The 21,078-nt window shown below is 48.7% G+C and carries 18 protein-coding genes; 15 read left to right on the top strand and 3 right to left on the bottom strand.

Going from position 1 to position 21,078, the window contains the following annotated elements; genetic code table 11:
- Positions 1-133: 133 nt before the first annotated feature.
- Together A3844_RS11425 and A3844_RS11420 are read left to right on the top strand one after the other, a co-directional pair.
- Complete coding sequence (locus A3844_RS11425) at positions 134-391, top strand: hypothetical protein (RefSeq protein ID WP_074107471.1); 258 nt, start codon at positions 134-136, stop codon at positions 389-391.
- A complete protein-coding gene (locus A3844_RS11420) occupies positions 388-774 on the top strand; it encodes a retropepsin-like aspartic protease (protein WP_074107470.1) in 387 nt (128 codons plus the stop codon). The genes A3844_RS11425 and A3844_RS11420 overlap by 4 nt, the downstream gene beginning before the upstream one ends.
- 73 nt (positions 775-847) lie before the next feature.
- On the opposite strand, the gene A3844_RS11415 is transcribed toward A3844_RS11420, so the two are convergent.
- The gene (locus tag A3844_RS11415) at positions 848-1,075 is read right to left on the bottom strand and encodes a helix-turn-helix domain-containing protein (protein WP_074107469.1); all 228 of its coding nucleotides are present in this window, start codon (positions 1,073-1,075) and stop codon (positions 848-850) included.
- A gap of 226 nt (positions 1,076-1,301) precedes the next feature.
- Here A3844_RS11415 and A3844_RS11410 point away from each other — a divergent pair, with 226 nt between their 5' ends.
- The 6 genes from A3844_RS11410 to A3844_RS11380 all read left to right on the top strand — a co-directional run bounded on the left by A3844_RS11410 (position 1,302) and on the right by A3844_RS11380 (position 10,194).
- On the top strand, positions 1,302-1,571 hold the full coding sequence (locus tag A3844_RS11410) for a DUF6809 family protein (RefSeq protein ID WP_074107468.1): 270 nt from the start codon (positions 1,302-1,304) through the stop codon (positions 1,569-1,571).
- A gap of 191 nt (positions 1,572-1,762) precedes the next feature.
- Positions 1,763-4,555, top strand: a complete 2,793-nt coding sequence (locus tag A3844_RS11405; protein WP_074107467.1) for an AAA domain-containing protein — start codon at positions 1,763-1,765, stop codon at positions 4,553-4,555.
- Between the two features lie 235 nt (positions 4,556-4,790).
- Positions 4,791-5,870, top strand: a complete 1,080-nt coding sequence (gene tnpB / locus A3844_RS11400; protein ID WP_074107466.1) for an IS200/IS605 family element RNA-guided endonuclease TnpB — start codon at positions 4,791-4,793, stop codon at positions 5,868-5,870.
- A 158-nt stretch (positions 5,871-6,028) separates the two neighbouring features.
- Positions 6,029-6,322 (top strand): MerR family transcriptional regulator, encoded by a 294-nt coding sequence (locus A3844_RS11395; RefSeq protein ID WP_074107465.1) that lies wholly within the window; start codon positions 6,029-6,031, stop codon positions 6,320-6,322.
- A gap of 498 nt (positions 6,323-6,820) precedes the next feature.
- Positions 6,821-7,543, top strand: a complete 723-nt coding sequence (locus tag A3844_RS11385) for a GntR family transcriptional regulator (RefSeq protein WP_074088763.1) — start codon at positions 6,821-6,823, stop codon at positions 7,541-7,543.
- 266 nt (positions 7,544-7,809) lie between these two features.
- The gene (locus tag A3844_RS11380; RefSeq protein ID WP_074088764.1) at positions 7,810-10,194 is read left to right on the top strand and encodes a phosphoketolase family protein; all 2,385 of its coding nucleotides are present in this window, start codon (positions 7,810-7,812) and stop codon (positions 10,192-10,194) included.
- A gap of 306 nt (positions 10,195-10,500) precedes the next feature.
- On the opposite strand, the gene A3844_RS11375 is transcribed toward A3844_RS11380, so the two are convergent.
- Both A3844_RS11375 and A3844_RS11370 read right to left on the bottom strand, forming a co-directional pair.
- Positions 10,501-11,334, bottom strand: coding sequence for a TIGR03915 family putative DNA repair protein (locus tag A3844_RS11375; protein WP_074107464.1), 834 nt, complete (start codon positions 11,332-11,334; stop codon positions 10,501-10,503).
- Positions 11,334-12,668 carry a putative DNA modification/repair radical SAM protein gene (locus A3844_RS11370; protein ID WP_244169754.1) on the bottom strand — a complete coding sequence of 445 codons (1,335 nt, stop codon included), beginning with the start codon at positions 12,666-12,668 and terminating at the stop codon, positions 11,334-11,336. The genes A3844_RS11375 and A3844_RS11370 overlap by 1 nt, the downstream gene beginning before the upstream one ends.
- Positions 12,669-13,178: 510 nt before the next feature.
- Between A3844_RS11370 and A3844_RS11360 the strand changes: the two genes are divergently transcribed.
- The 7 genes from A3844_RS11360 to A3844_RS11330 all read left to right on the top strand — a co-directional run bounded on the left by A3844_RS11360 (position 13,179) and on the right by A3844_RS11330 (position 21,067).
- Positions 13,179-13,400, top strand: coding sequence for a hypothetical protein (locus A3844_RS11360; RefSeq protein WP_074088768.1), 222 nt, complete (start codon positions 13,179-13,181; stop codon positions 13,398-13,400).
- Positions 13,401-13,519: 119 nt separating this feature from the next.
- Positions 13,520-13,708: a hypothetical protein gene (locus A3844_RS11355; RefSeq protein ID WP_074088769.1), complete on the top strand. Its 189-nt coding sequence runs from the start codon at positions 13,520-13,522 to the stop codon at positions 13,706-13,708.
- Between the two features lie 329 nt (positions 13,709-14,037).
- Entirely contained in the window at positions 14,038-15,072 is a 1,035-nt protein-coding gene (locus A3844_RS11350) for a LacI family DNA-binding transcriptional regulator (RefSeq protein ID WP_074107462.1), read from the top strand.
- 96 nt (positions 15,073-15,168) lie between these two features.
- Positions 15,169-17,601: a hypothetical protein gene (locus A3844_RS11345; protein ID WP_074107461.1), complete on the top strand. Its 2,433-nt coding sequence runs from the start codon at positions 15,169-15,171 to the stop codon at positions 17,599-17,601.
- A gap of 134 nt (positions 17,602-17,735) precedes the next feature.
- Positions 17,736-19,154 carry an ABC transporter substrate-binding protein gene (locus tag A3844_RS11340; RefSeq protein ID WP_074107460.1) on the top strand — a complete coding sequence of 473 codons (1,419 nt, stop codon included), beginning with the start codon at positions 17,736-17,738 and terminating at the stop codon, positions 19,152-19,154.
- Positions 19,155-19,211: 57 nt separating this feature from the next.
- Positions 19,212-20,192 (top strand): carbohydrate ABC transporter permease, encoded by a 981-nt coding sequence (locus A3844_RS11335; RefSeq protein WP_074107459.1) that lies wholly within the window; start codon positions 19,212-19,214, stop codon positions 20,190-20,192.
- Positions 20,189-21,067: a carbohydrate ABC transporter permease gene (locus A3844_RS11330; protein ID WP_083606811.1), complete on the top strand. Its 879-nt coding sequence runs from the start codon at positions 20,189-20,191 to the stop codon at positions 21,065-21,067. The genes A3844_RS11335 and A3844_RS11330 overlap by 4 nt, the downstream gene beginning before the upstream one ends.
- Positions 21,068-21,078: the final 11 nt, after the last annotated feature.

Genomic DNA, 21,078 nt, shown 5'->3' with positions numbered 1-21,078 from the left:
TGGCTCGAATTAGGCTTGGAAGGGTACCATTTTATAAAAAGCTGCAAAGATCCGGTAGGGGGCTTGCGATGGTTTAGGATGTACATTTCGATATGATATACTGATAATAATTATAAAAACGGAGGTGTCCAAGATGCGATGGGGTGAGGTTCAAGAGCGTTTCCCCAACGAGTGGGTGGTTCTTGAGGCAACCAAGGCCTACTCTAAGGAAGGTCAACGTTTCATTGAAGAGATGGCTGTTATTGACTCCTATGAAGATTCGACCAAAGCATTGAAGCGGTATAGTGAGCTGCATCAAGAAGATCCACATCGCGAGTATTGTTTTTTCCATACTTCCCGTCCAGAAGTTGTGGCGAGAGAGCGTTATGTTGGAATCCGAGGGCCAAGATGAATATTGGAGAAAGTTATGGGCTTCCGTTCGTTAGCATGATTGTCGTGTATAGAGGAAAAGAAATAAAGCTGGAGAAGGTTCTGCTTGACACAGGTTCTGCCAGCACGCTTCTGAACGCGGATGTCGTACAAGAAATTGGCATGATCCCCGAAGGAAACGATGAGGTTGATATTATACGGGGTGTGGGCGGTGTGGAGTATGTATACACCAAATACCTGGACTCTATTACGGTTGGAGAATCGACACATAAAGATTTTCAAGTTGAAATCGGAAATATGGATTATGGGATGGAGATAGACGGTATCTTAGGTTTTAACTTCTTGAAACTAGCAGGGGCTGTAATTGATGTCGGAGCAATGGAATTGAAAACGGGAATTTGCTAAATGTATCTAGTAGGAGATGCCTTAAGGGGCATCTTTTGTCGTATATACAAACAACCACGATATCCCCAACGCCTTAATCTTTTTCCGTAACATCAATCAAATCAATAATCTCACGTATATCCTCAATATTTAAAGCTTCTGCAATTTTAACGATATGACTAAAGCTAATACTTTCACGTTTCCCGTTGGCCAACTCACTTAAAGCGGCATGTCGGACATCGGATAATCTGGATAATTCCCGCAGAGAGATCTTATGCTTGCTGGTCAATTCAGATATTTTAACTACAACTCTCTTCTCCACTAAAAATCCCCTCACTTGTTCTGTGTTTTCACCTTGACTATACGCATAAGCGTACCGTATAATGATTTCATAGTTGGTACGTATATACGTACCGGAGTTGATTTATTATTCTCAAACAATTAGGGTAGCTGTTTAGATATGGGGCTATACCCTATGTGGCTCGCGCCTTTAACTTAAATAATATAGGATACATGAAACTGAATAAGTACCCCAAAAGGAGGCCCACATGCCAAGCATTCTCGAATCCCTATACCACGGCAGCTTATTCCCTAACGAGGACATTATCTCCAAAGACCCCAATTATCGCCCTATCAACAGGCAGATCACCGAGTCTCTGGAAGCTTGGAAGCAGAAGCTGTCCGCAGGGGAGTTTGAGGAACTGGAGTCTTTATTGGAGCTGTATTCTCAGGCCCAGGGAATGGAGATGACGGCTGCGTTTATTTGTGGTTTCAAGACCGGGGCGGCGATGATGATAGAAGTTCTAGCCGATGACTAAGAGTAGCGAAGCCCAGATCTTTAAGGTTTCCGAGATAGCTTTCTTACATAACCTTCCCTCAAGACACCAATCAAGGTGTCTTTTTCGTCTTTCCCCCCGAACGCCTCTACCCCCCAATGCAGGAATATCCTTACAATCCATCGAATTCCCTACCTATTAATTTCAAATACTTGTACGCAGAAGGAATAAACATGGACGAAGAAAGATATCTGATTGTTGTTAAAAATAAAGACCGCACCTCGGAAATCGCAGCATATGAACAGTTGGGTGCATATATACAGGTGACGTACCGTAGTTCTTCTAATCCCTATCATTATTATGCAAGTGATGTAATCATCCTCAACAAGCCTGTTATCACAGCAATCACCCAGGAGCAAGTGGTATTCCATCGGAATAACCCTCTAACCAATGTTATACGAGTGCTGGATTTCGGGCCTCGGATTCGTGTGTTTTTTAGGGATGGAACGAATCGGGTGTATGAAGCTGAGCATGTACGAATCGATAGTAGCGGCGTGAAGAGCTCTGATGCGCTGAAGGTCATGGATTATTGGTGTGCTATTTCCAGGCACATCAAGAGTGGAGAAGAGCAGCCGGAGATGGAGGCTTTTCTGAAGCGGGAGTTCGCCAAGCTCAGCTTTGTACACCCGGAGAGTGTATTAAGCCACTATGTGAATGGGTCCCCGGTGAGTGCGGATTTTTCTGCCCAATCGCAACCGATCTTCCCGTTCAGGTATAACCTAAGCCAGAAGACGGCTCTGGATCAAGCTTTGCGCAGTAAGATCAGTATCATTGAGGGGCCGCCGGGAACAGGCAAAACCCAGACCATTCTCAATATATTAGCGAACCTGGCTGTGATGCAGCAGAAGAAGGTGGCTGTGGTGTCAGGTAACAATGCGGCGGTGCAGAATGTGCGCGACAAGCTGGAGGCGGAGGGCTACCCCTTTTTGGTGGCGGCGCTTGGGAATAAAGAGAATAAGGAAAGCTTTTTTGCGAACCTGCCTGTTGCTGATGTCTCTGGATGGGAGAGTGAACTGCCTGAAGCGGAGCTGCTGTCCAAGGTACAGGAGCTGGATAGCCGCATTACCCGGCTGATGGAGCTGGATGTGGAGAAGGCACGTTTAAAGCAACAGCTATCGGCATATGTGCTGGAGCAAAAGCATTTTGAGAACTATTACGCCAAGCAGGATATTGAGCCTTTGGAGAAGCTGTCATTCTATCGTGAGACGCCGGAGCGGATGCTTGAGTTCATGAAGGACAGCCACCTTGCGGTAAGGAAGGAAAAAGAGAATGGCCTCTTGTACAAGTTCAAGCTTTTTGTCAAACATGGGTTCACCGAACTTAAGTACTTGAAGGAACAGGGGGCAGATGTGATTCTGAATGTTCAGCGGAAGTTCTATGTTCTGCGGATTGAAGAGCTATCGGGACATATTGATCAGATTGAAAAAGAATTAAAAACCCAATCTTATCAGCCTTTACTGGAGGAGCACCAGCAGTGTTCGGCGCAGCTTTTCCGGCATAGGTTGCATGAGAAGTATCGTGACCTTCCCCGTGTGGAATGTACTTCAAAAGATTATCGGCAGAGCAAAAACTTCAAGTCGTTCATCGAGTATTATCCGATTGTACTGAGCACGACGCATTCTTTGCGCAACTGTGTCCCTGCCAATGATCTGCTTGACTATGTCATTATTGATGAGTCTTCCCAAGTGGATCTGGTGACAGGTGCACTTGCGCTATCCTGCTGCAAGCGGGCGATCATTGTTGGGGACACCAAGCAGCTGCCGCAAATTGTGAGTATGGAGATTGAGCAGGCGGTTGGGAATGCTGCATCCGCTGGCATCGACGAAGCTTATAATTATTTTCAGCATAATCTGCTGTCGTCCATGCTCGCCCTATACGGTGACGATATTCCCAAGGTAATGCTAAAAGAGCACTACCGTTGCCATCCCCAAATCATTCAGTTCTGCAATCAGAAATATTATGACGGTGATCTAATCACTTTTACGGCTGAAGAGGACACGGATGTTCCACTGCTGATTTACAGGACTGCGCCGGGCAATCATTTGCGGGAAGTGACCCGAGGAGAAAAGAAGGGCAAGTTCAATCAGCGGGAACTCGATGTCATTGAAGGGGAGATTCTTGCGGGCTGGGAAGAAGTGGCGGCTGGTCAATCGGATATTGGCTTTGTCACGCCTTACCGCAAGCAGGTGGAGAAAGCAGCAGGACAGTTCACCGACGATATCGAGAGCGACACCATACATAAATATCAGGGCCGGGAGAAGCCGATTATGATTATGTCTACAGTGCTGGATCAGACCCGCTCCGGCAAAATGGGCATGAAATTTGTGAATGATCCCTGCAAAGTTAATGTCGCCGTCTCCCGGGCGCAGAAAAAGTTCATTCTGGTAACGGATCATGCCTTATTTCGCAAATACGGCAATGAAATTGGCGACCTCGTGCGTTACATGGAGTACAGCACACTGGATGACAACCTTGTAGAGAGTGAGGTTGTGTCTATATTTGATTTGCTGTACAAGGAGTACTCAGATAAGCTTCATGCATTTAGAGAAAGGGTTAAAGGATTTAACGTATCTAAATACAAATCGGAGAATATTATGCAAGCCTTGCTTACGGAGCTTTTGCAGGAACCGGCTTATAGCGGATTTACGCTCGGCAATCAGGTCGTGCTTAAGAATCTGTTTGTGAATACAGACAGGTTAGAGAACCATGAGCGGAGATATCTCCAGAATAATGCTTCAGTAGATTTTGTGATCTATCATAAGCTGGATAAAACAGCGGCGCTTGCCATTGAGGTGGACGGGTTTCAGTTCCATGAGAATAAGCCGGAACAGAAAGAACGGGATAGAATGAAAAATGATATTTTCACAAAATACGGATTGATACTGAAAAGATTCAAAACCAACGAAAGCGCGGAGGAGCAGAAGATCAGGGAGTTGCTGGATGCTGCTATTGTGCAATCAGGCTGATTCTAGCTCACTGATGTTAACTCCCAGATACATTTCACGATAAGTCCGATAAACCGGAAATTTATTTCCCAATGACTTAAACCATGCTTTAACAATAAGTTGTCAGAATTCCCCCACTTCTAAAGTGGTGGGATGAATGTCAACGGTCTTTCTCATTCAAAGGAAATGAACATCCATACATGCGAACGTTTGTGCTATAATAAATTCGTAAATTCCTGGAAAGGAGTCGTGTGGCATGTTCGTACGTAAAGCGTATAAGTACCGGATCTATCCTAACCGTGAGCAACAACAATATCTAGCCAAGGTGTTCGGATGTGTCCGTTTTATCTACAACAAAATGCTTGCGGATAAGATCGAACACTATAAACAAACGGAGAAAATGCTCCGTAATACACCTGCCAGGTACAAGAAAGAATTCCCGTGGCTGAAAGAAGTGGACAGCCTGGCATTAGCAAACGTCCAGCTCAACCTGGAGAAAGCCTATACGCATTTTTTTCGGGATAAGAACGTGGGTTTTCCTACATTCAAAAGCAAGAAGACGAACAACCATAGCTTCACAACGAACAATCAGAACGGTACGATAGCCATTGAAGAGGGAACGATTAAAATTCCGAAACTAAAGACAAGAATCCGAATCAAAGTACATCGTCCATTCACCGGGCGAATCAAATCCTGCACCCTATCCAAAACGCCATCAGGTAAATATTTTGCTTCCGTACTGGTGGAAACCGAACGAGTCCCTCTGCCGAAAACAGAAAAGAAGATTGGCGTGGATCTGGGACTAAAAAACTTCGCGATAACTTCGGATGGTGAAGTGATCGTAAATCCGAAACATCTTCGTCATTCGGAACAACGATTAGCCAAGTTGCAAAAGGACTTATCGAGAAAGAAAAAAGGAAGCCATAACCGAAATAAAGCACGCTTGAAGGTCGCCAAGCTTCATGAAAAAATAGCGAATAAGCGTAAGGATTTCCTGCACAAAACGTCCACCCAAATGATACGCGATAACCAAGTGATCGTGATGGAGGACCTGCGTGTAAAGAACATGATGCAGAATCACAAATTAGCTAAAGCCATTTCCGAAGTATCGTGGAGCATGTTTCGAGCGATGCTCGAATATAAGGCAAAGTGGTACGGGAGAACCTTGATGATAGCACCCAATAACTTTGCAAGTAGCCAACTATGTTCCTGCTGCGGCTACAAAAATGCAGAAGTGAAAAACCTTGCCGTACGTGAATGGACTTGTCCTGAATGTAGTGCACAACATGACAGAGATGTAAACGCAGCTAAAAACATACTGAAATTAGCCATATAATATGGCAACGATTGGGCTAGGAACTAGTCTATAAGCTTGGGTAAACTTGGAGCAGTAGCTCTATTGACCAAGAAGCACCCACCTCTTAGGTGGGGTGTGGTTCACGTCGTATGCTAATCCTGTCGACATGGAAAGATCAGATTTGGAGGCCATCAAAAATGAAGTATGTTTCGATTGGTGAGGCTTCGGCCACATTTCATATTCCGGAATCCACGTTAAGGTATTATGAGAAGCAAGGCTTGTTGCCGCTGATTGAGCGGGATGCTGCCGGCAGGCGGTTATTCTCGGAAATGCAGATGGCGCTGCTTGAAACGGTGCTTCGCTTGAAGCAGACACACATGCCCATCCACGATATTAGTCAATATATAGCTTGGGTCATTGAAGGGGAGCGCACCACGGAGCGACGGCAGGACATGATGACGAGGCATAAGCAGGCGGTACAAAAAGCATGATCGAATAGCTATGCAAAAGGCTTGACAAAAAAGAGGTCATTCAGTAATTTAAAAGATAATTGGAAAGTAAAGTCAGGAGAGGACGAGATCAAGTGGCGGCGAATTGGTGGTTGGCTCTCATTATTATGGTCGTGTTGAACGGGATTTTGGTTTGGACTTTGTTTGTAGAGGGGTACTCCGCGAGCCGCAGGGCTAAAAAGTGGTTTTTCATCGTCGTAAATGTAATTGGGCTTATACTTGCAGTGTCTCAATTTTTCTGGATGGATTTTTAGCCTTGGACTCGGCCAGCAAGACATGCTATATGCCATTTTCTTAGAAGAGGGGTCCGGCTCCCTGAATCCACATTTGAAACCCGCTCATTGAGCGGGTTTATCTTATTTATGCTGCAAAATATGCTGCCTGCCCCTATCCACAATACTTTGTATAATCCCTCTCACAATTATGTTATATTTAATATTGAAAATTTAGCTCTTTACAGTTCTGAAGAAGGAGTACCCCATGACCCAATTTGTCTATAAGCAAATTATTGACGACCTCAAAATGAAGATTTTTGCAGGACAGTTTGCCGATATGAGACTACCGGATGAGCGCAGTCTTAGCGAAACCTACCAGGTAAGCCGCAGTTCCATCAAACGCGCACTGATGAAGATGGAGAACTCGGGAATTATTTTCAAAAAACGGGGTTCAGGCACCTTTATCAACCCGTTATACATAAAAAATGAATCGATCTTTAATTACGAGGGCTCCAATCTGGGGGTCACCGACAACTTTCAGATGCATGGCAAAAAGCCTAAGGTGAAAGTACTGGATTTCGAGGTGATCCGGCCTACGGAAGAGCTGCAGCGGGATTTGTTCCTGCAGCCCCATGATTTTGTATACAAAATCGTGCGCCTGCGCTTATTCGATGACGAGCCGTTCATGATTGAGACGGGCTACATTCCGATCAAGATTGTTCAGAATCTGGACCAGACGATTATCGAAGGATCGATCTTTCATTATCTGGAGGAGTCGCGGAATCTGGCGGTGACCAAGTCGTTTTTGTCTATTTTCGCTGAGCCTTCGGGCGCTAATGATCAAGAACTGCTCCATCTCCAGGAGAATGAGCCAGTAGGGATTATGGAGGGGATTTTCTTCCTGGATAATGGCACTCCCTTCGAGTTCTCGCATATGCGTTTCCACTACAAATATCTGAAATTCAATACGTTCGTATCTGTACAATAACTTTCTTATGATCAGGCCGGGGAATATTCCCTGGTCTTTTTTGTGTTTTCAGGCATGCATACAATGATACATATAGTTACATATTTATAAAAATAAAGATTTTTTTGTAAGTGATTTGCTCCGTTATTCATACTATGTTCAAAATTTCACAAAATTGGACCGTATCAATTGTTAAAATGATTGAATTTTATAAACGCGGCGGTATGATGTAATTGTAGAAATGATTATGTTCAGGAAAAAGAAAAAAGAAATGGGAGTGGATTGAAATGGGATTGTCAACTTTACCCGTGGATTATTCATCTAAAACGTACTTATCAAAGCTCGATGCCTACTGGCGTGCAACCAACTATATATCGGTAGGACAGCTCTATTTGAAGGATAATCCGTTGTTAAGAGAACCTTTGAAAGACGCGGATGTCAAAGTTAAGCCTATCGGTCACTGGGGTACGATCCCCGGCCAGAACTTTATTTATGCGCATCTGAACCGTGTCATTACCAAATATGATTTGAATATGTTCTATGTTGAAGGTCCAGGCCATGGCGGCCAGGTTATGGTATCCAACTCTTATCTGGATGGAAGCTACACAGAGATCTACCCGGAAATTACACAGGATATTCCTGGTCTCAAAAAATTGTTCAAACAGTTCTCTTTCCCTGGCGGTGTGGCTTCACATGCGGCTCCGGAAACTCCAGGATCGATTCACGAAGGCGGAGAACTTGGTTACTCCCTGTCCCACAGCGTGGGTGCCATTCTGGATTACCCGGATCTGATCTCTGCAGTGGTTGTAGGCGATGGTGAGGCTGAAACCGGACCACTGGCTGCTTCCTGGCTCTCCAACCGGTTCATCAATCCGATTACAGATGGTGCGGTCCTGCCAATTCTACATTTGAACGGCTTCAAGATCAGCAACCCGACCATTCTGTCCCGTATGTCCAAAGAGGAGTTAACCAATTATTTTGCAGGTATGGGCTGGGAACCGTTCTTTGTAGAAGGTGAAAATCCAGATCTGATGCATCCGGAAATGGCGAAGGTTCTGGATACTATTATTGAGAAGATTGAAGCGATTCAAAAGAATGCACGTGAGAACAATGACACCACCCGTCCTGTATGGCCGATGCTTGTGTTCCGTACGCCTAAAGGCTGGACTGGTCCTAAAGAATGGGATAAAGTGCCGAACGAAGGCTCTTTCCGTGCCCACCAGGTTCCAATTCCAGTGGATCAAAAGAACATGAAGCACGCTCCGGCATTGCTTGAATGGCTGAACAGCTATAGACCTGAAGAATTGTTCGACGAGAATGGCCGTTTGAATGCGGATCTCGCTGAAATCCTGCCTACTGGCGACAGACGTATGGGGATGAACCCTGTCACTAACGCCGGCAAACTGATCAAAGACCTGCACAAGCCGAATTTCCGCAACTATGCGCTGGATAATTCCGTTCCGGGTCAAGTGATTGCACAAGATATGGCCGTATTGGGCAAATATCTGAAGGAAGTGGTTACACTGAATGAAGAGAACCGCAACTTCAGAATTTTTGGACCGGATGAAACCATGTCGAACCGCCTGGGTCCTGTATTCGAAGTGACCAAGCGCCAATGGATGGATTCCATCAAAGAACCGCAAGATGAATTCCTGGCGCCATATGGTCGTGTAATCGACTCACAATTGTCCGAGCATCAGGCAGAAGGATTCCTGGAAGGATACGTATTAACTGGACGTCACGGATTCTTCGCAAGCTATGAAGCTTTCCTGCGTGTAGTAGACTCGATGATCACCCAGCACTTTAAATGGTTGCGCAAAGCGACAGATCAAAGCTGGCGGACAGATATTCCGTCCTTGAATGTCATTGCAACCTCAACAGTGTTCCAGCAGGACCATAATGGCTACACTCACCAGGACCCAGGATTGCTCGGTCACTTGGCCGACAAGAAACCGGAATTTATCCGTGAGTATCTGCCTGCTGATGCCAACTCCTTGCTGGCTGTTTTTGACACCATCTTGAATGACCGTCAGAAGATCAACCTGATTGTGTCGTCCAAACATCCGCGTCCGCAATGGTTCTCGGCTGATGAAGCGCAGGAATTGGTGGATAAAGGACTCAAGATCATTGACTGGGCAAGCACGGACAAGGGTGGAGAGCCAGATGTGGTTATTGCTTCGTCCGGTACAGAGCCTACTATGGAGAGCTTGGCAGCTATCTCCATCCTGCATGAGAAATTGCCTGATCTGAAAATCCGCTATATCAACGTGGTGGATCTGTTGAAGCTGAGAAGCCAGAAGCTGGACCCTCGTGGTTTATCTGACGCTGAGTTTGATCAATTTTTCACAAAAGACAAACCGGTCATTTTCGCATTCCATGGCTATGAAGGTCTGATCAAAGATCTGTTCTTCGACCGTCACAACCATAACCTGCATGTACATGGCTACCGGGAGAACGGCGACATTACCACCCCATTTGATATGCGCGTACTGAATCAGATGGACCGGTTCGACCTGACGAAGGAAGCTGTACTGAGCTTGCCGGATGCTGGTAAATATCAGGCTATCGCGGACGAAATGGATGCTATGGTCAAGAAGCATAACCAATATATCCGTGAAGAAGGTATTGATCTGCCGGAAGTAGAGAACTGGGTATGGAAGGCTTTGAACTAATAGCATAAGTACTACTGTAGGGGATGTCCTGAAGGTCATGAAAATGGCTAAGGGGCATCCCTTTTGCGCGCTCTATAAACAGAATGGATCTGAGCTGTATTAAGCAAGCGTCATGCTGAAGAATGAACAGATGGGAAGCATTGCTGCAGCACATGGTAAAACACCTACACAGATCATATTGCGATATCCAGCTTGACGCGATTCCCATCCCCAGGGCGAGTTCAATAGAGCATCAAAAGGAGAATCTGGCTACCTTCAATTTCGAGCTGGGGAGGCGGAGATGAAATTGATCTCCGCTGTTCAGAATCAGCTTTTGAATTTCGACTTCGCATGTTCCAATAGGGGTGAGCCCTCATCAAGCTTCGGTTTGCTCTCGGCCATGCCGGTGCTGCCGCCATTCATCTCCGTGAGGTGCTTCCAGTACCGCTTGGGCATCAGCGAGGAGCGCAGGCGGTCGTTCTTGCGCTCACGGATGCCGATAGCGTTGTAGAATCCTTGCCAGAGGCGGCGGTATTCTTCCTCAGCTGCATCCGGTGCAGGCGGTACCCATTCATCGAGGGGAATAATGGCTTGCTGTCCAGGCTGGTGGATAAGGGCCATGCGGTGGGTTTTGTCGTAGATCATGAAGCTCTCTCCGTGGAACCGGTCACAGAAATGATCCTGAATAACGGGCAGCACGAAGCCTTTGGGCTCAATGACCGCCGCCATAACCGGGCCGTATACGGAAAAACGCACAAACCCCAGATACAGGTGAGCTTCCCGCTGGAGCTGCTGAACCGCCTTCTGCAGGGCGTTCACCGTATCATCGGCAAGCATGTCCATTACCTTGCGGCCATGAGTGAAGCCCAGGTACAGAAAATTCAGCAGCAGCATCTCCTTGTCCGGCGCGCATGACCAGAATCCAAGACGAACCCACTCCTCTGCCTCGGTGCAGATGCGTAGCGGGATTGACTTCAGTACCCGTTCAGCTCTGCTGGTGTCCGTATCAATCCATTTCGATTCCAGCAGGAGGCCTTGTTCTTCTTCGTCTGAATGTATGGTAAGCGGGGTTTCCTTCCATTGATAGCTCTCGAACACACAGCACAGCAGGCCTTCAAAGCTACCGTCGTAGGTATAGGCCAAAGCAGCTGTCTTAAACATCAGGGCCATTCGCCTCCCTTCAGCGCAGCCGAACCTGCTGTCGGGACTGCCGCTCCCGCTGCCGGCAAGGCTGCCAGATAGAAGTCGTCGAACAGAGTAAGCTGCTCGTACTGTGGCGGCTCGATCCTGCCAAGCTCCTGCCCGGACATGAGTGAGCGGAGCAGGGTATGCTCGCCCACCTTTAACCCCTCCAGCATTTTTCCCTTACAGGTTATGAAAAATTGTGCGCGTTTAAGAACCACACCAAGCTTCTTCAGGGCGGCAAAGTCCAGGGTTCCGGCCCGTCGTGCCTTAACAATCCGCTGAGCACTCCTTACCCCGATCCCCGGCACCCGCAGCAGCTGCTCATATGGGGCACGGTTGATTTCAACCGGGAACTCTTCCCGGTGATTCACCGCCCAGCTGCATTTCGGATCCAGCAGCGGATTGAAGTTGGGTACCGCTTCATCCAGCAATTCATGGGCCTGAAAGCCGTAGAAACGCAGCAGCCAGTCGGCCTGGTAGAGGCGGTGCTCCCGCAGCAGCGGCGGTTTGGTATCTAGAGCCGGCAGGAGTGAATGTTCCACTACCGGGGTATAGGCAGAGAAAAAAACGCGTTTCAGCCCGTACTTCCGGTACAACCCTTCGGTGAGGGTCAGAATACGGAAATCGGTATCGGGCGTAGCTCCGATAATCATCTGGGTGCTCTGTCCGGCGGGAGCAAAGCGGGGAGCATGGTTATATTTGACGAGATCCGAGCGGTTCTCGTTAATCTTTTCTTTGATCAGGGACATAGGCTTCAGAATGGAGGCCTTGCTCTTGTCGGGAGCCAGCAGGCCCAGGCTTTCTTGAGAAGGAAGCTCGATATTGACGCTCATGCGGTCGGCCAGCAGACCAAGTCTGGACAGCAGCACCTCGTCTGCGCCGGGAATGGCTTTTACATGGATATATCCTCTGAACTGGTAGGTGTTCCTTAACAGATCAAGAGCAGCAATCATTTGCTCGGTTGTATAATCGGGACTCCGCATAATGCCGGAGCTGAGAAATAAGCCTTCTATGTAATTACGGCGGTAGAACTGCATGGTCAGATCTGCGAGCTCCTCCGGCGAGAGTGCTGCCCGGGGTGTGGCGTTCGATTTACGGTTCACACAGTACGCGCAGTCGTATACGCACCCGTTGGTCATTAGCACCTTAAGCAGTGAAATGCAGCGGCCATCTGCTGCGAAGCTGTGGCAGATGCCCATGCTGACGGCATTACCCATGCCACCGGGCTGGCCTTTACGATCGGAGCCACTGGAGGTGCAGGCCACATCATATTTGGCCGAAGCCGTTAAAATTTCAAGTTTTTCCATCATATCCACACAGAATCCCTCCTATACAGGAAATTATATACCGAACACACGTTCCTGTCAAAATCTGACGGGCGCAGTACTTCATTGGACTGGGATTTTGACTAGCAATGTACAAAAGATTGCCTTATGTATATAATAATAGGAACATAAGTTCCTATATTGGTTGTAGAATGGAAATTAATAACTCCCTACATTATAGGTATATAGAAATACAAGGGAGGCATTAAAAGTGAGTGCAATCGAATACTATCGTCATGAGCTCTACCGGATTGCTTGGCGTATGCAGTATCGTGCCAAGAGGGATTTTAAGCGTGAAGTCCCTCTCGCATCCAGCCCGGAGCCCCGTACTCCTTCATTTTCCGAACAAGCTGATAACAGGTTATTGGTGCAGCACTATTTAGATGGACTAACGTCAGAAGTGGGAAAGAAGGTCATTTGCGCAATCTATCTAGGAGATCAAACAGAAGCTGAGGTCGCCCGGCAATTGAATATATCTCAACAGGCGGTGAACAAATGGAGGAAGAAAATGATTCAGGAATTAAGTCGGAAGATGAATTCTTAGGGTTGCTTGAACGTCTTCAGAAGGATAATGATGAATCAGCTACACTGGCGTTATTGAAATTTTTTGAAAAAGATATGGTCCGGTTAACCCGTGTGTTGCGGATGCCCAAAGAAGATGCTATACAGAGTATGAAGGTTGAGCTTCTGGAATGTTTGAAAAGAAAGAATGGATAAGAATTAGTAGGGAGCAGTTGCCGTCCGGCAGTGCTCTCCGGGTGAAAATGTATGCGCATTCCTTCTTGTGCTATAATAGCTACTAATAGCTTGATTACTAGAGTGGGAGTGTTGAGGGGATGAGAGGGTATAATATTTGGCGTCCATTGATGCTGATCTTGGTTGCGCTGCTTACGAGAACATTAGTGAACAGCGTGTGCCTCATGTTCGGCATGTCGGCTAATTCAGCAAGCAGTGTCGCCATGATCGGCATGATCATTGCCGCGCTGGTAATGTATAACCGGATGATGAAGCAGCGCCGGAAATAAATATAAGGTAGACTATTTAGCATCCTGGAGGCTGACCGATACTGTCCGTGGGTGGCTGTAGTGAAGCTGCAGGAAGAAACAGGATTGCACTGATTAACTGTGACCCACAAGAAAGACACTTTGAAAAAAGTGACCTTCTTGTGGGTCTTTTGTATTTTAATCAGAATGTTGGAAAAGGAGCGGATATGGCTGTAATTAATTTTGAGGAAATTGCGATGTAAGTGCTTGCAGAAAGAAATATAATGTGGTAAGTTTTACTTGTCACTTCAAAATCTAAACGTTTAAACGGCTAATGGACTTTGGTTCGGATGCTTAGACAGGAGAATCCCATGAGGAAAACCAGCATTAAAGACATAGCTCTCAAGGCCAATGTTTCAATTGCTACCGTCTCCTATGTACTTAACGGCACCCGTAATGTCCGTCCTGAAACGCACAAACGGGTGACAGAAGCCATAGAAGAGCTGAACTACAAACCGAACGATATTGCAAAGAGCCTCAAACGGAACCGGACGAATACGATTGGCGTAATCGCAGAAGATGTGACCGTATTTAATGCACCCGATATTATCGATGGTATCAATGACTTCGGGGACCGGCACGACCTGCATATATTGCTTGTCAACCTTCGACTGGATAAGCGGATTGGCCGCAATTTCGGCGATACGGAAGCTTACCGCAAATATGCTGCCAACGCCGTGTCCGAGCTGCTCAGCAAGCAAGTGGATGGAATCATTTATATCGGTGTACATACCCGTGATTTGACAGGCCTTATCGATGCCGAAGGCATACCCATTGTATATACTTACGGTTATACACAGAACGATATATCAATCCAATATAATGATGAGCAGGCTTCCTATGAAGCGATGTCGTATCTGGTCCGTAAAGGACACAGCCGAATCGCGATTATCAGTGGTCTGATGGATTCCATTCCATCCAGACAGCGGCTGAAAGGCTACTACAAAGCGGTTACCGATTTCGAGCTACCCTTTGATCCTTTGCTGATCAAGATGGGGGATTGGGAACGGGAATCCGGTTATCGATTGACAGCTGAACTGCTTGCGCTGCCGGAGCCCCCAACGGCTATCCTGTCAATGAACGATGTGATGGTTGTCGGTGTACTGCAGGCGGCGGATGAGTGCGGAGTCAGTATTCCGGGAGAGTTGTCGGTAATCGGCTTTGATGACCGGGAATTCAGTGATTACCTGAGGCCGCGCATAACAACGATGGGATTGCCGCTGCATGAGATGGGATATCAGGCCATTGAAGCGCTCTATCATTTAATTAACGGAAACAAGGTACAGACGCTCGTTATGCCGGAATGCCGCTTGATCGAGCGCGATTCGGTGGGAGTGGCACAGTGATGTGGAACAGAAATAGGAGTGATGTTTCACATCACTTATTTTCCCGCTAATTTAAACGTTTAACTTAGCGGCAGGATGTGAAAGAGGTGATGGCTGATGACTATACTGAGCAATGAGAAATACAGAATCGAACTTAGCGGGCGCGGAGCGATGGAGGCTCTCGTTATGCAGAACGATCCCCATAAGATGAATTGGGTGATAGACCCCGGCTATTTGCAGCAGGCCGGATATAAAGATGACGATGATAAGCTGTTCGGAGAATGGACGATGCGGCTGAACGGGAAAAACTTGCGCAGCACTGACCTCACTCCGAAGATTATACAAGAGGGCCCATGCCATGCAACTGTAGAATTTACTGTCTCCTCTGTTGTGATCACGTTGGTGTATACTTTGGAAGGCGAACAGTTGCGGTGGGCGGTCAATTTGTCAAATCCTTCGGACAAGTCTGCCAGCATCAACGGGCTGCATGTCTGGTTTTCGCTGGCTTATGTAATGTACCGCGACGAGAATGTACTGCGAAATATGCGGGAATCCTGCGCTGTGTTCACTCATCTTGGCGGAGATTTCGCCAAATTCGCCGCTGTCCGGCGCAGCAATGAAGGGCCACATCTGGGTGTATACAGCATGGAAGGCAGAACGGTGGCGACAGGTTCCTATTGCCGGTATTGCAACCGCTTTCTTGAGCAGATTTCGCCTTCGCTGGACGGCCTGCTCTACCACCGGTTGTCACTGGTCGAGGACGGGGCTTCCATGAGTGAATCGGCAGCCGCTGATTGGATTTATGGTAGCGCTTACCAAACATTGAAGCTTGAACCAGAACAATCGAAATTGTGGGAATATGTCTTTCTTCCGTTTCAGGATATGGACGAATTTTACCTCCGGGGCGAAGTCCTTGGGCATCCGCGCTGGAGCTATACACCTGTGCTGCCGAGGGACGGGGTATTCCAGGCTTCGCTCAGCCTGCCGGATGGTCAGGCTTTGCGCGAACTGCGCCTATACAGTGCGCCGGGAGGCTCTGATGTCATCCGCGAGGAGGATGTTACGGCGCAGGCGCAGCCGCTGACCGGGGCCGGGCAGAACGGCGGAGGCAGCGGGTATACATTGTCTCTTCACCGGAGCGAGCCGGGAGAGCACAAGCTGGAGCTGAGGCTTGAGGATGGACGCCGCGATGTCCTGGTCTGGAATGTGCTGGAGCCGGTCAGCACCCTGCTCAAGAGGCGGGCGGAGTGGCTGGCCGCGAGGAGCTATGAGGGTGAAGAGGCGGCGGAACGGCCCCATGCCTTCCGGCCGCTGTCTAATCAGGGGGAATCGCTGGGCAAGCTGGCGTTTCTGCTGATGAACAACAGCATGACCACTCCCGTGCCGGAGCAGGTAGCCAAGACTGAGGCTGCTGCGGTGCTGGATATGAAGTCACATTGGTTCATAGACGGTGATTTTTCCAGGCCGCGTCCTTTATACGGAGACTTCTACCGCATCTACGACTTCGACTACATCGGCCACGTCTTCTATCTACTGTCGCGGATGGATGGCGGGCTGCTGAAGCTGAATCCGCCCCGGGTATACCTGGGGTGGGCTGCCGAAGTCATGTGCATGCGGCTGGACCCGGATTGCCATCCCGGCCAGCGGGAGAAGGACGAGTCAAGCCTGAACGGCGTTTTCATTCTCTACATACAGGAGTTGCTTAAGGATCTAGAGGGTGAGGGATTGTTCGAATGGCACGAGCGACTGCTGAAGCTATGGGAGCGATTTGGCCGCAGCATGGAGATCGGCGTGCAGCAATACGGCGGGGCGGTTACGGAGCATTTCTACGATAACGCCGGCTTCGGCCCAACCTGTGAAACCCTGTGCCGTCTTGGCATTACAAGCGAAGCTGCGCGTTACGGACAGCTTATTCTGGCCAACATTGGATTCAGTAATGATTACCGGCTGCAGAATCCGGATCGCTGGTGGGAAGCATTATCTCCCATGATCCACTCCTTATGGGGCGGACTTGTGGCCGCATCGGCGTTGGTTGCTTATGAGCATTTGGGTGACCCTGAATATCTGGAAGCGGCTTACCGCTCCACGATGGCGGTGTTCAACTGCTATGACTGGAACGTGCGCTCCACACCGCGCCGTCTGGAGCCGGGAGAAGCGGCTTCGACCTACAGCGTGGCCGCGCCGAATCTGAATATGCCGGAGCTGTCACGGAACCGGTTCGGACAATCGGTGTTCGTGGGTGCAAGCGATCCACTGTTCGCCTCGCTGTTCTCCGGTGTGTCCGGGGATGATTGGGATATGGGCGAGGAACTGGTCGCCTATCTGCTCGGCTTCGGGACGACGGCTTACCTGTACCGGGACAGCGGCGGTCAGATGCGCTGCGTCAACGGGTTCATTACCGAAGAGGAGGACGGCTGGATTGTGACAAGCTATGCGGCATATCCGTCAAGAGTTCTGCTGCTTGAAGACAAGCTGGAATTCCGCGCTCCTCAAGGAACACTACAGCCCAGAGTCCGACTGCGGGACGGACGGTTCAGTACCTGCCTGTAAATTGCTCTGCTGATCCCGCCGCTGCTATGGGCCGGGGGAACATCTGGTTATGCAAATTTATGTTGCTTTTAGGTTAAACGATTAAACTCGTTTGACTTGAAATAAATAGCTTTGACATAAGGGAGGAAACAAACATGAAGTTTGGCAAACGTAATCTGGTTCTATCTCTTGCATTAACGATGGCGTTCTCCGCGCTGGCGGGCTGTTCGGGCAATTCGAACAACTCAGGCAATGCCAAAAATGCGGCAACCGAGGCACCGAAGGCATCGGAAGCGGCGGCGGACAAAAAGGATGTATCCGCGAAGGACGTTACTCTGGAACTGTTGTATTGGGGGGATGATGTGCAAAAGAAGCTGGTTGAAGCAGCCGCAGAGAAATATACGGCCGATACCGGCGTCAAAATTAACGCGCAGGTACTGCCGGCGGACGGCACCTTCGACACCTTTATCCAGACCCGGCTGCAATCCGGCGAGCTGCCGGACATCAGCTACATGGGTGAAGGCGACATTCAAAAGTACAATGAAATGGGCATTCTGGCGGATATCTCCGATCTGCTGAAAGACGGAAGTATCCCCGAGAAGCTCCCGGCCATTACTATCCATTCCCCGGAACAAAAGGTAATCGGTGTGGGACTCTCCAACCAAATGGAGCTGCTGTTCTACAGCAAATCGAAATTTGACGAAGCCGGTGTTTCTTATCCTCCAACCAAAGTAGAAGACGCCTGGGATTGGGATACTTTTGTAGCCAACGCTAAGAAGCTTACCAAGGATACGAAGGGTAAGACGGCTGCAGATGCCGGGTTCGATGCTTCACTTACCGAGAATTATGGTCTGGGCTTTACTGCCGGCCGCGAATTCCACCATTTCTGGGCAGCCAATGCGAACGGCGGCGGTATTGTATCACCAGACGGTAAGGAGTTCCAATGGGATTCACCGAAGAGCGCAGAGGGCATTCAAAAGCTGGCCGATCTGGTCAAGGATAAGGTAGCTTCCCCATTCACCTATACTTGGAGCACAGGAATTGGTTCCGCTGTGGACGCGCTCAGTGGCGGATATGCTATGGCGATCAGCGGTTCCTGGGATTTGGCCAACATCAAAGGCAACGAGGACATCGGGGTTGGCGTGCTGCCGAAAATGGAGAAGGCAGTGACAATGAACGCTGGCGCCCCGCTGGTTGTGTACAACACCTCCAAACATATCGAAGAGGCCAAAAAATTCTACGCCTACATGGTTAACCCTGAGAACAGTCTGGAGCTGCTGAAGAGCGGTGCATGGCTGCCGAATCAGGCAGACTGGTATACGGATCCCGCCCTGGTGGACAAGTGGACCGGCGATCTTCCGGAAAGTGCCAAAGAAACAATTCTCAGCTACTCCACCACTAAGGATGCCATCGTGCAATGGCCTGCTTATTATGTTCCGGCTTATCTGAAGATGAATACGGAGTATGAGAAATCAATCGACCAGGCATTGTCCGGCAAAAAGAGCGTTAAGGAAATTTATGATTCGATCATGCCGGCGATTAAGAAGCTGTGGGAAAGCGGTAAAGTGTCCTAGAACTGACATCACCAATCCAAAAGTATAAAGCTTTTATTTGAAAAGAGGGCTGTGCTTATGAACCCAGAGAGCAAAACCGGTGTGGCACCCGTCTATGTCAAGAAACACGCCAAAGGCGCCACCAAGGAGGCGGTTGCCGGATATTTATTTGCAGCGCCCGCCATTATCGGATTTTTGGTGCTGACGCTCTACCCGATGCTGGCCAGCTTATTTTACAGTTTTCATAAAATTACGATCTTGAGCGGAAGTCAGGTAATGGACTGGATCGGGCTGGATAACTACAGGTATATATTCAACAATCCCAGCTCCGAGTTCAAAAAATCAATAACGGTAACCTTGATCTACGCTTTCGTCAATGTGGCGCTTGTGATCTTCTTTTGCCTGATCATTGCACTGTTGCTGAACCGTAAGTTTATCGGCAGAAATATGCTGCGGGCCATCTTCTTTCTGCCGTCCGTGGTGCCGATGCTGGCGACTACGATTGTGTGGCAAATGCTGCTGCAAAATCAGGCCAAAGGCGGACTTGTCAACTGGCTTTTGCTGCAGCTGGGAATAGCGCCAGTAGAATTTCTGACGGACCCGATCCGGATATTTGAGACCTTGTTTATCATGAGCCTGTGGACCTGCGGCGGGACGATTGTTGTCTTCATTGCCACATTGCAGGATGTTCCCGGCGAACTGCTGGAGGCCATCGAAATGGACGGCGGCAATGCGTGGCATAAATTCCTGAAGGTGACTTACCCGACGATCAAGCCGGTGCTTTTCTTCCAGTTGATCATGTGTATGATGACTTCCATCCAGATTTATACCCAGAGCGTGGTGCTGTCGAGAAACGGCGCGCCTGACCGGATGACCTATTTCATCAACGTTATGATCTATGACCACTCCTTTGTCCAAGTGGGTATGCGCGGGCTGGCGTCCGCCGAGGCCTGGATCGTTTTCCTGATTACGATGGTTATTACCGGCATACTATTCTACTTTCAGGGCTCGTTTAAGCGGGACGATTCCATGGGCAAAAGAAAGAGGGTGAGATTATGACGGCAACGGCAACGATGAAATATTCCAGTATCAAGCGGGCAAAAAGCAGAAGCAAAGCCATTCATCTGGCGCTCATTACGCTGTCCTGCCTGCTCGGGGTCATCTTCGCTTTTCCGCTGTACTGGCTGCTGCGCGGCGCTTTTGTCAGCCATTCGGAGATCTTGGCCCGTCCGCCTGTGTTCTTCCCGGAGCAGCTGAATGCGGATAACTTCATGCTGGGGCTGGAGCGCATTCAGTTCTGGCGGCAGCTTTGGAACTCGGTGTCCATTGTCGTTCCTTATGTGATCGGCACCGTGCTTACGACAAGCTTTGCCGGCTATGCCTTCGCCAAGCTGAAGTTCCCGCTACGCGGGATGTGGTTCATGCTCGTCATCAGCAGCATGATGCTGCCGAGTGCGGTAACCCTGCTGCCGCAATTCTCGCTGTACACTTCACTTGGACTGGCTGGCAAGCCAGCGCTGATCATTCCCGCCTTTTTCTGCGCGGGCGGCAATGCTTACTTTGTCTTTCTGTTACGGCAATTCTTCATGACCATTCCCGGTGAATTAAGCGAGGCCGCCAAAATTGACGGCGCGGGCCATTTCCGCATCTATTCCCGCATTATGCTGCCGCTGATTCGCCCGGCGATGATTGTTGTTGCACTGTTCAGCTTCATCAACTGCTGGAATGAATTTTTCTACACGATGATTTATTTAAAGACGGAAGCCGACTATACCCTGCCGATGGGTCTCTACATCGTCAACGGGATGCGGATTCCGAACTATGAACAGGTTATGGCGCTTGCGCTGGTCGTTACGGCTCCCTGCCTGGTGTTTTTCCTGATCGGCAACAAATATTTTGTGGAAGGTATTACGTTGACGGGGATTAAAGGTTAGAGAGGAGACAA

The organism is Paenibacillus helianthi, assembly GCF_001909055.1.
Lineage (GTDB): Bacteria > Bacillota > Bacilli > Paenibacillales > Paenibacillaceae > Paenibacillus_AQ > Paenibacillus_AQ helianthi.
The sequence above is the reverse complement of the archived record's forward strand: the minus strand, read 5'-3'. Positions and strand labels throughout refer to the sequence as shown.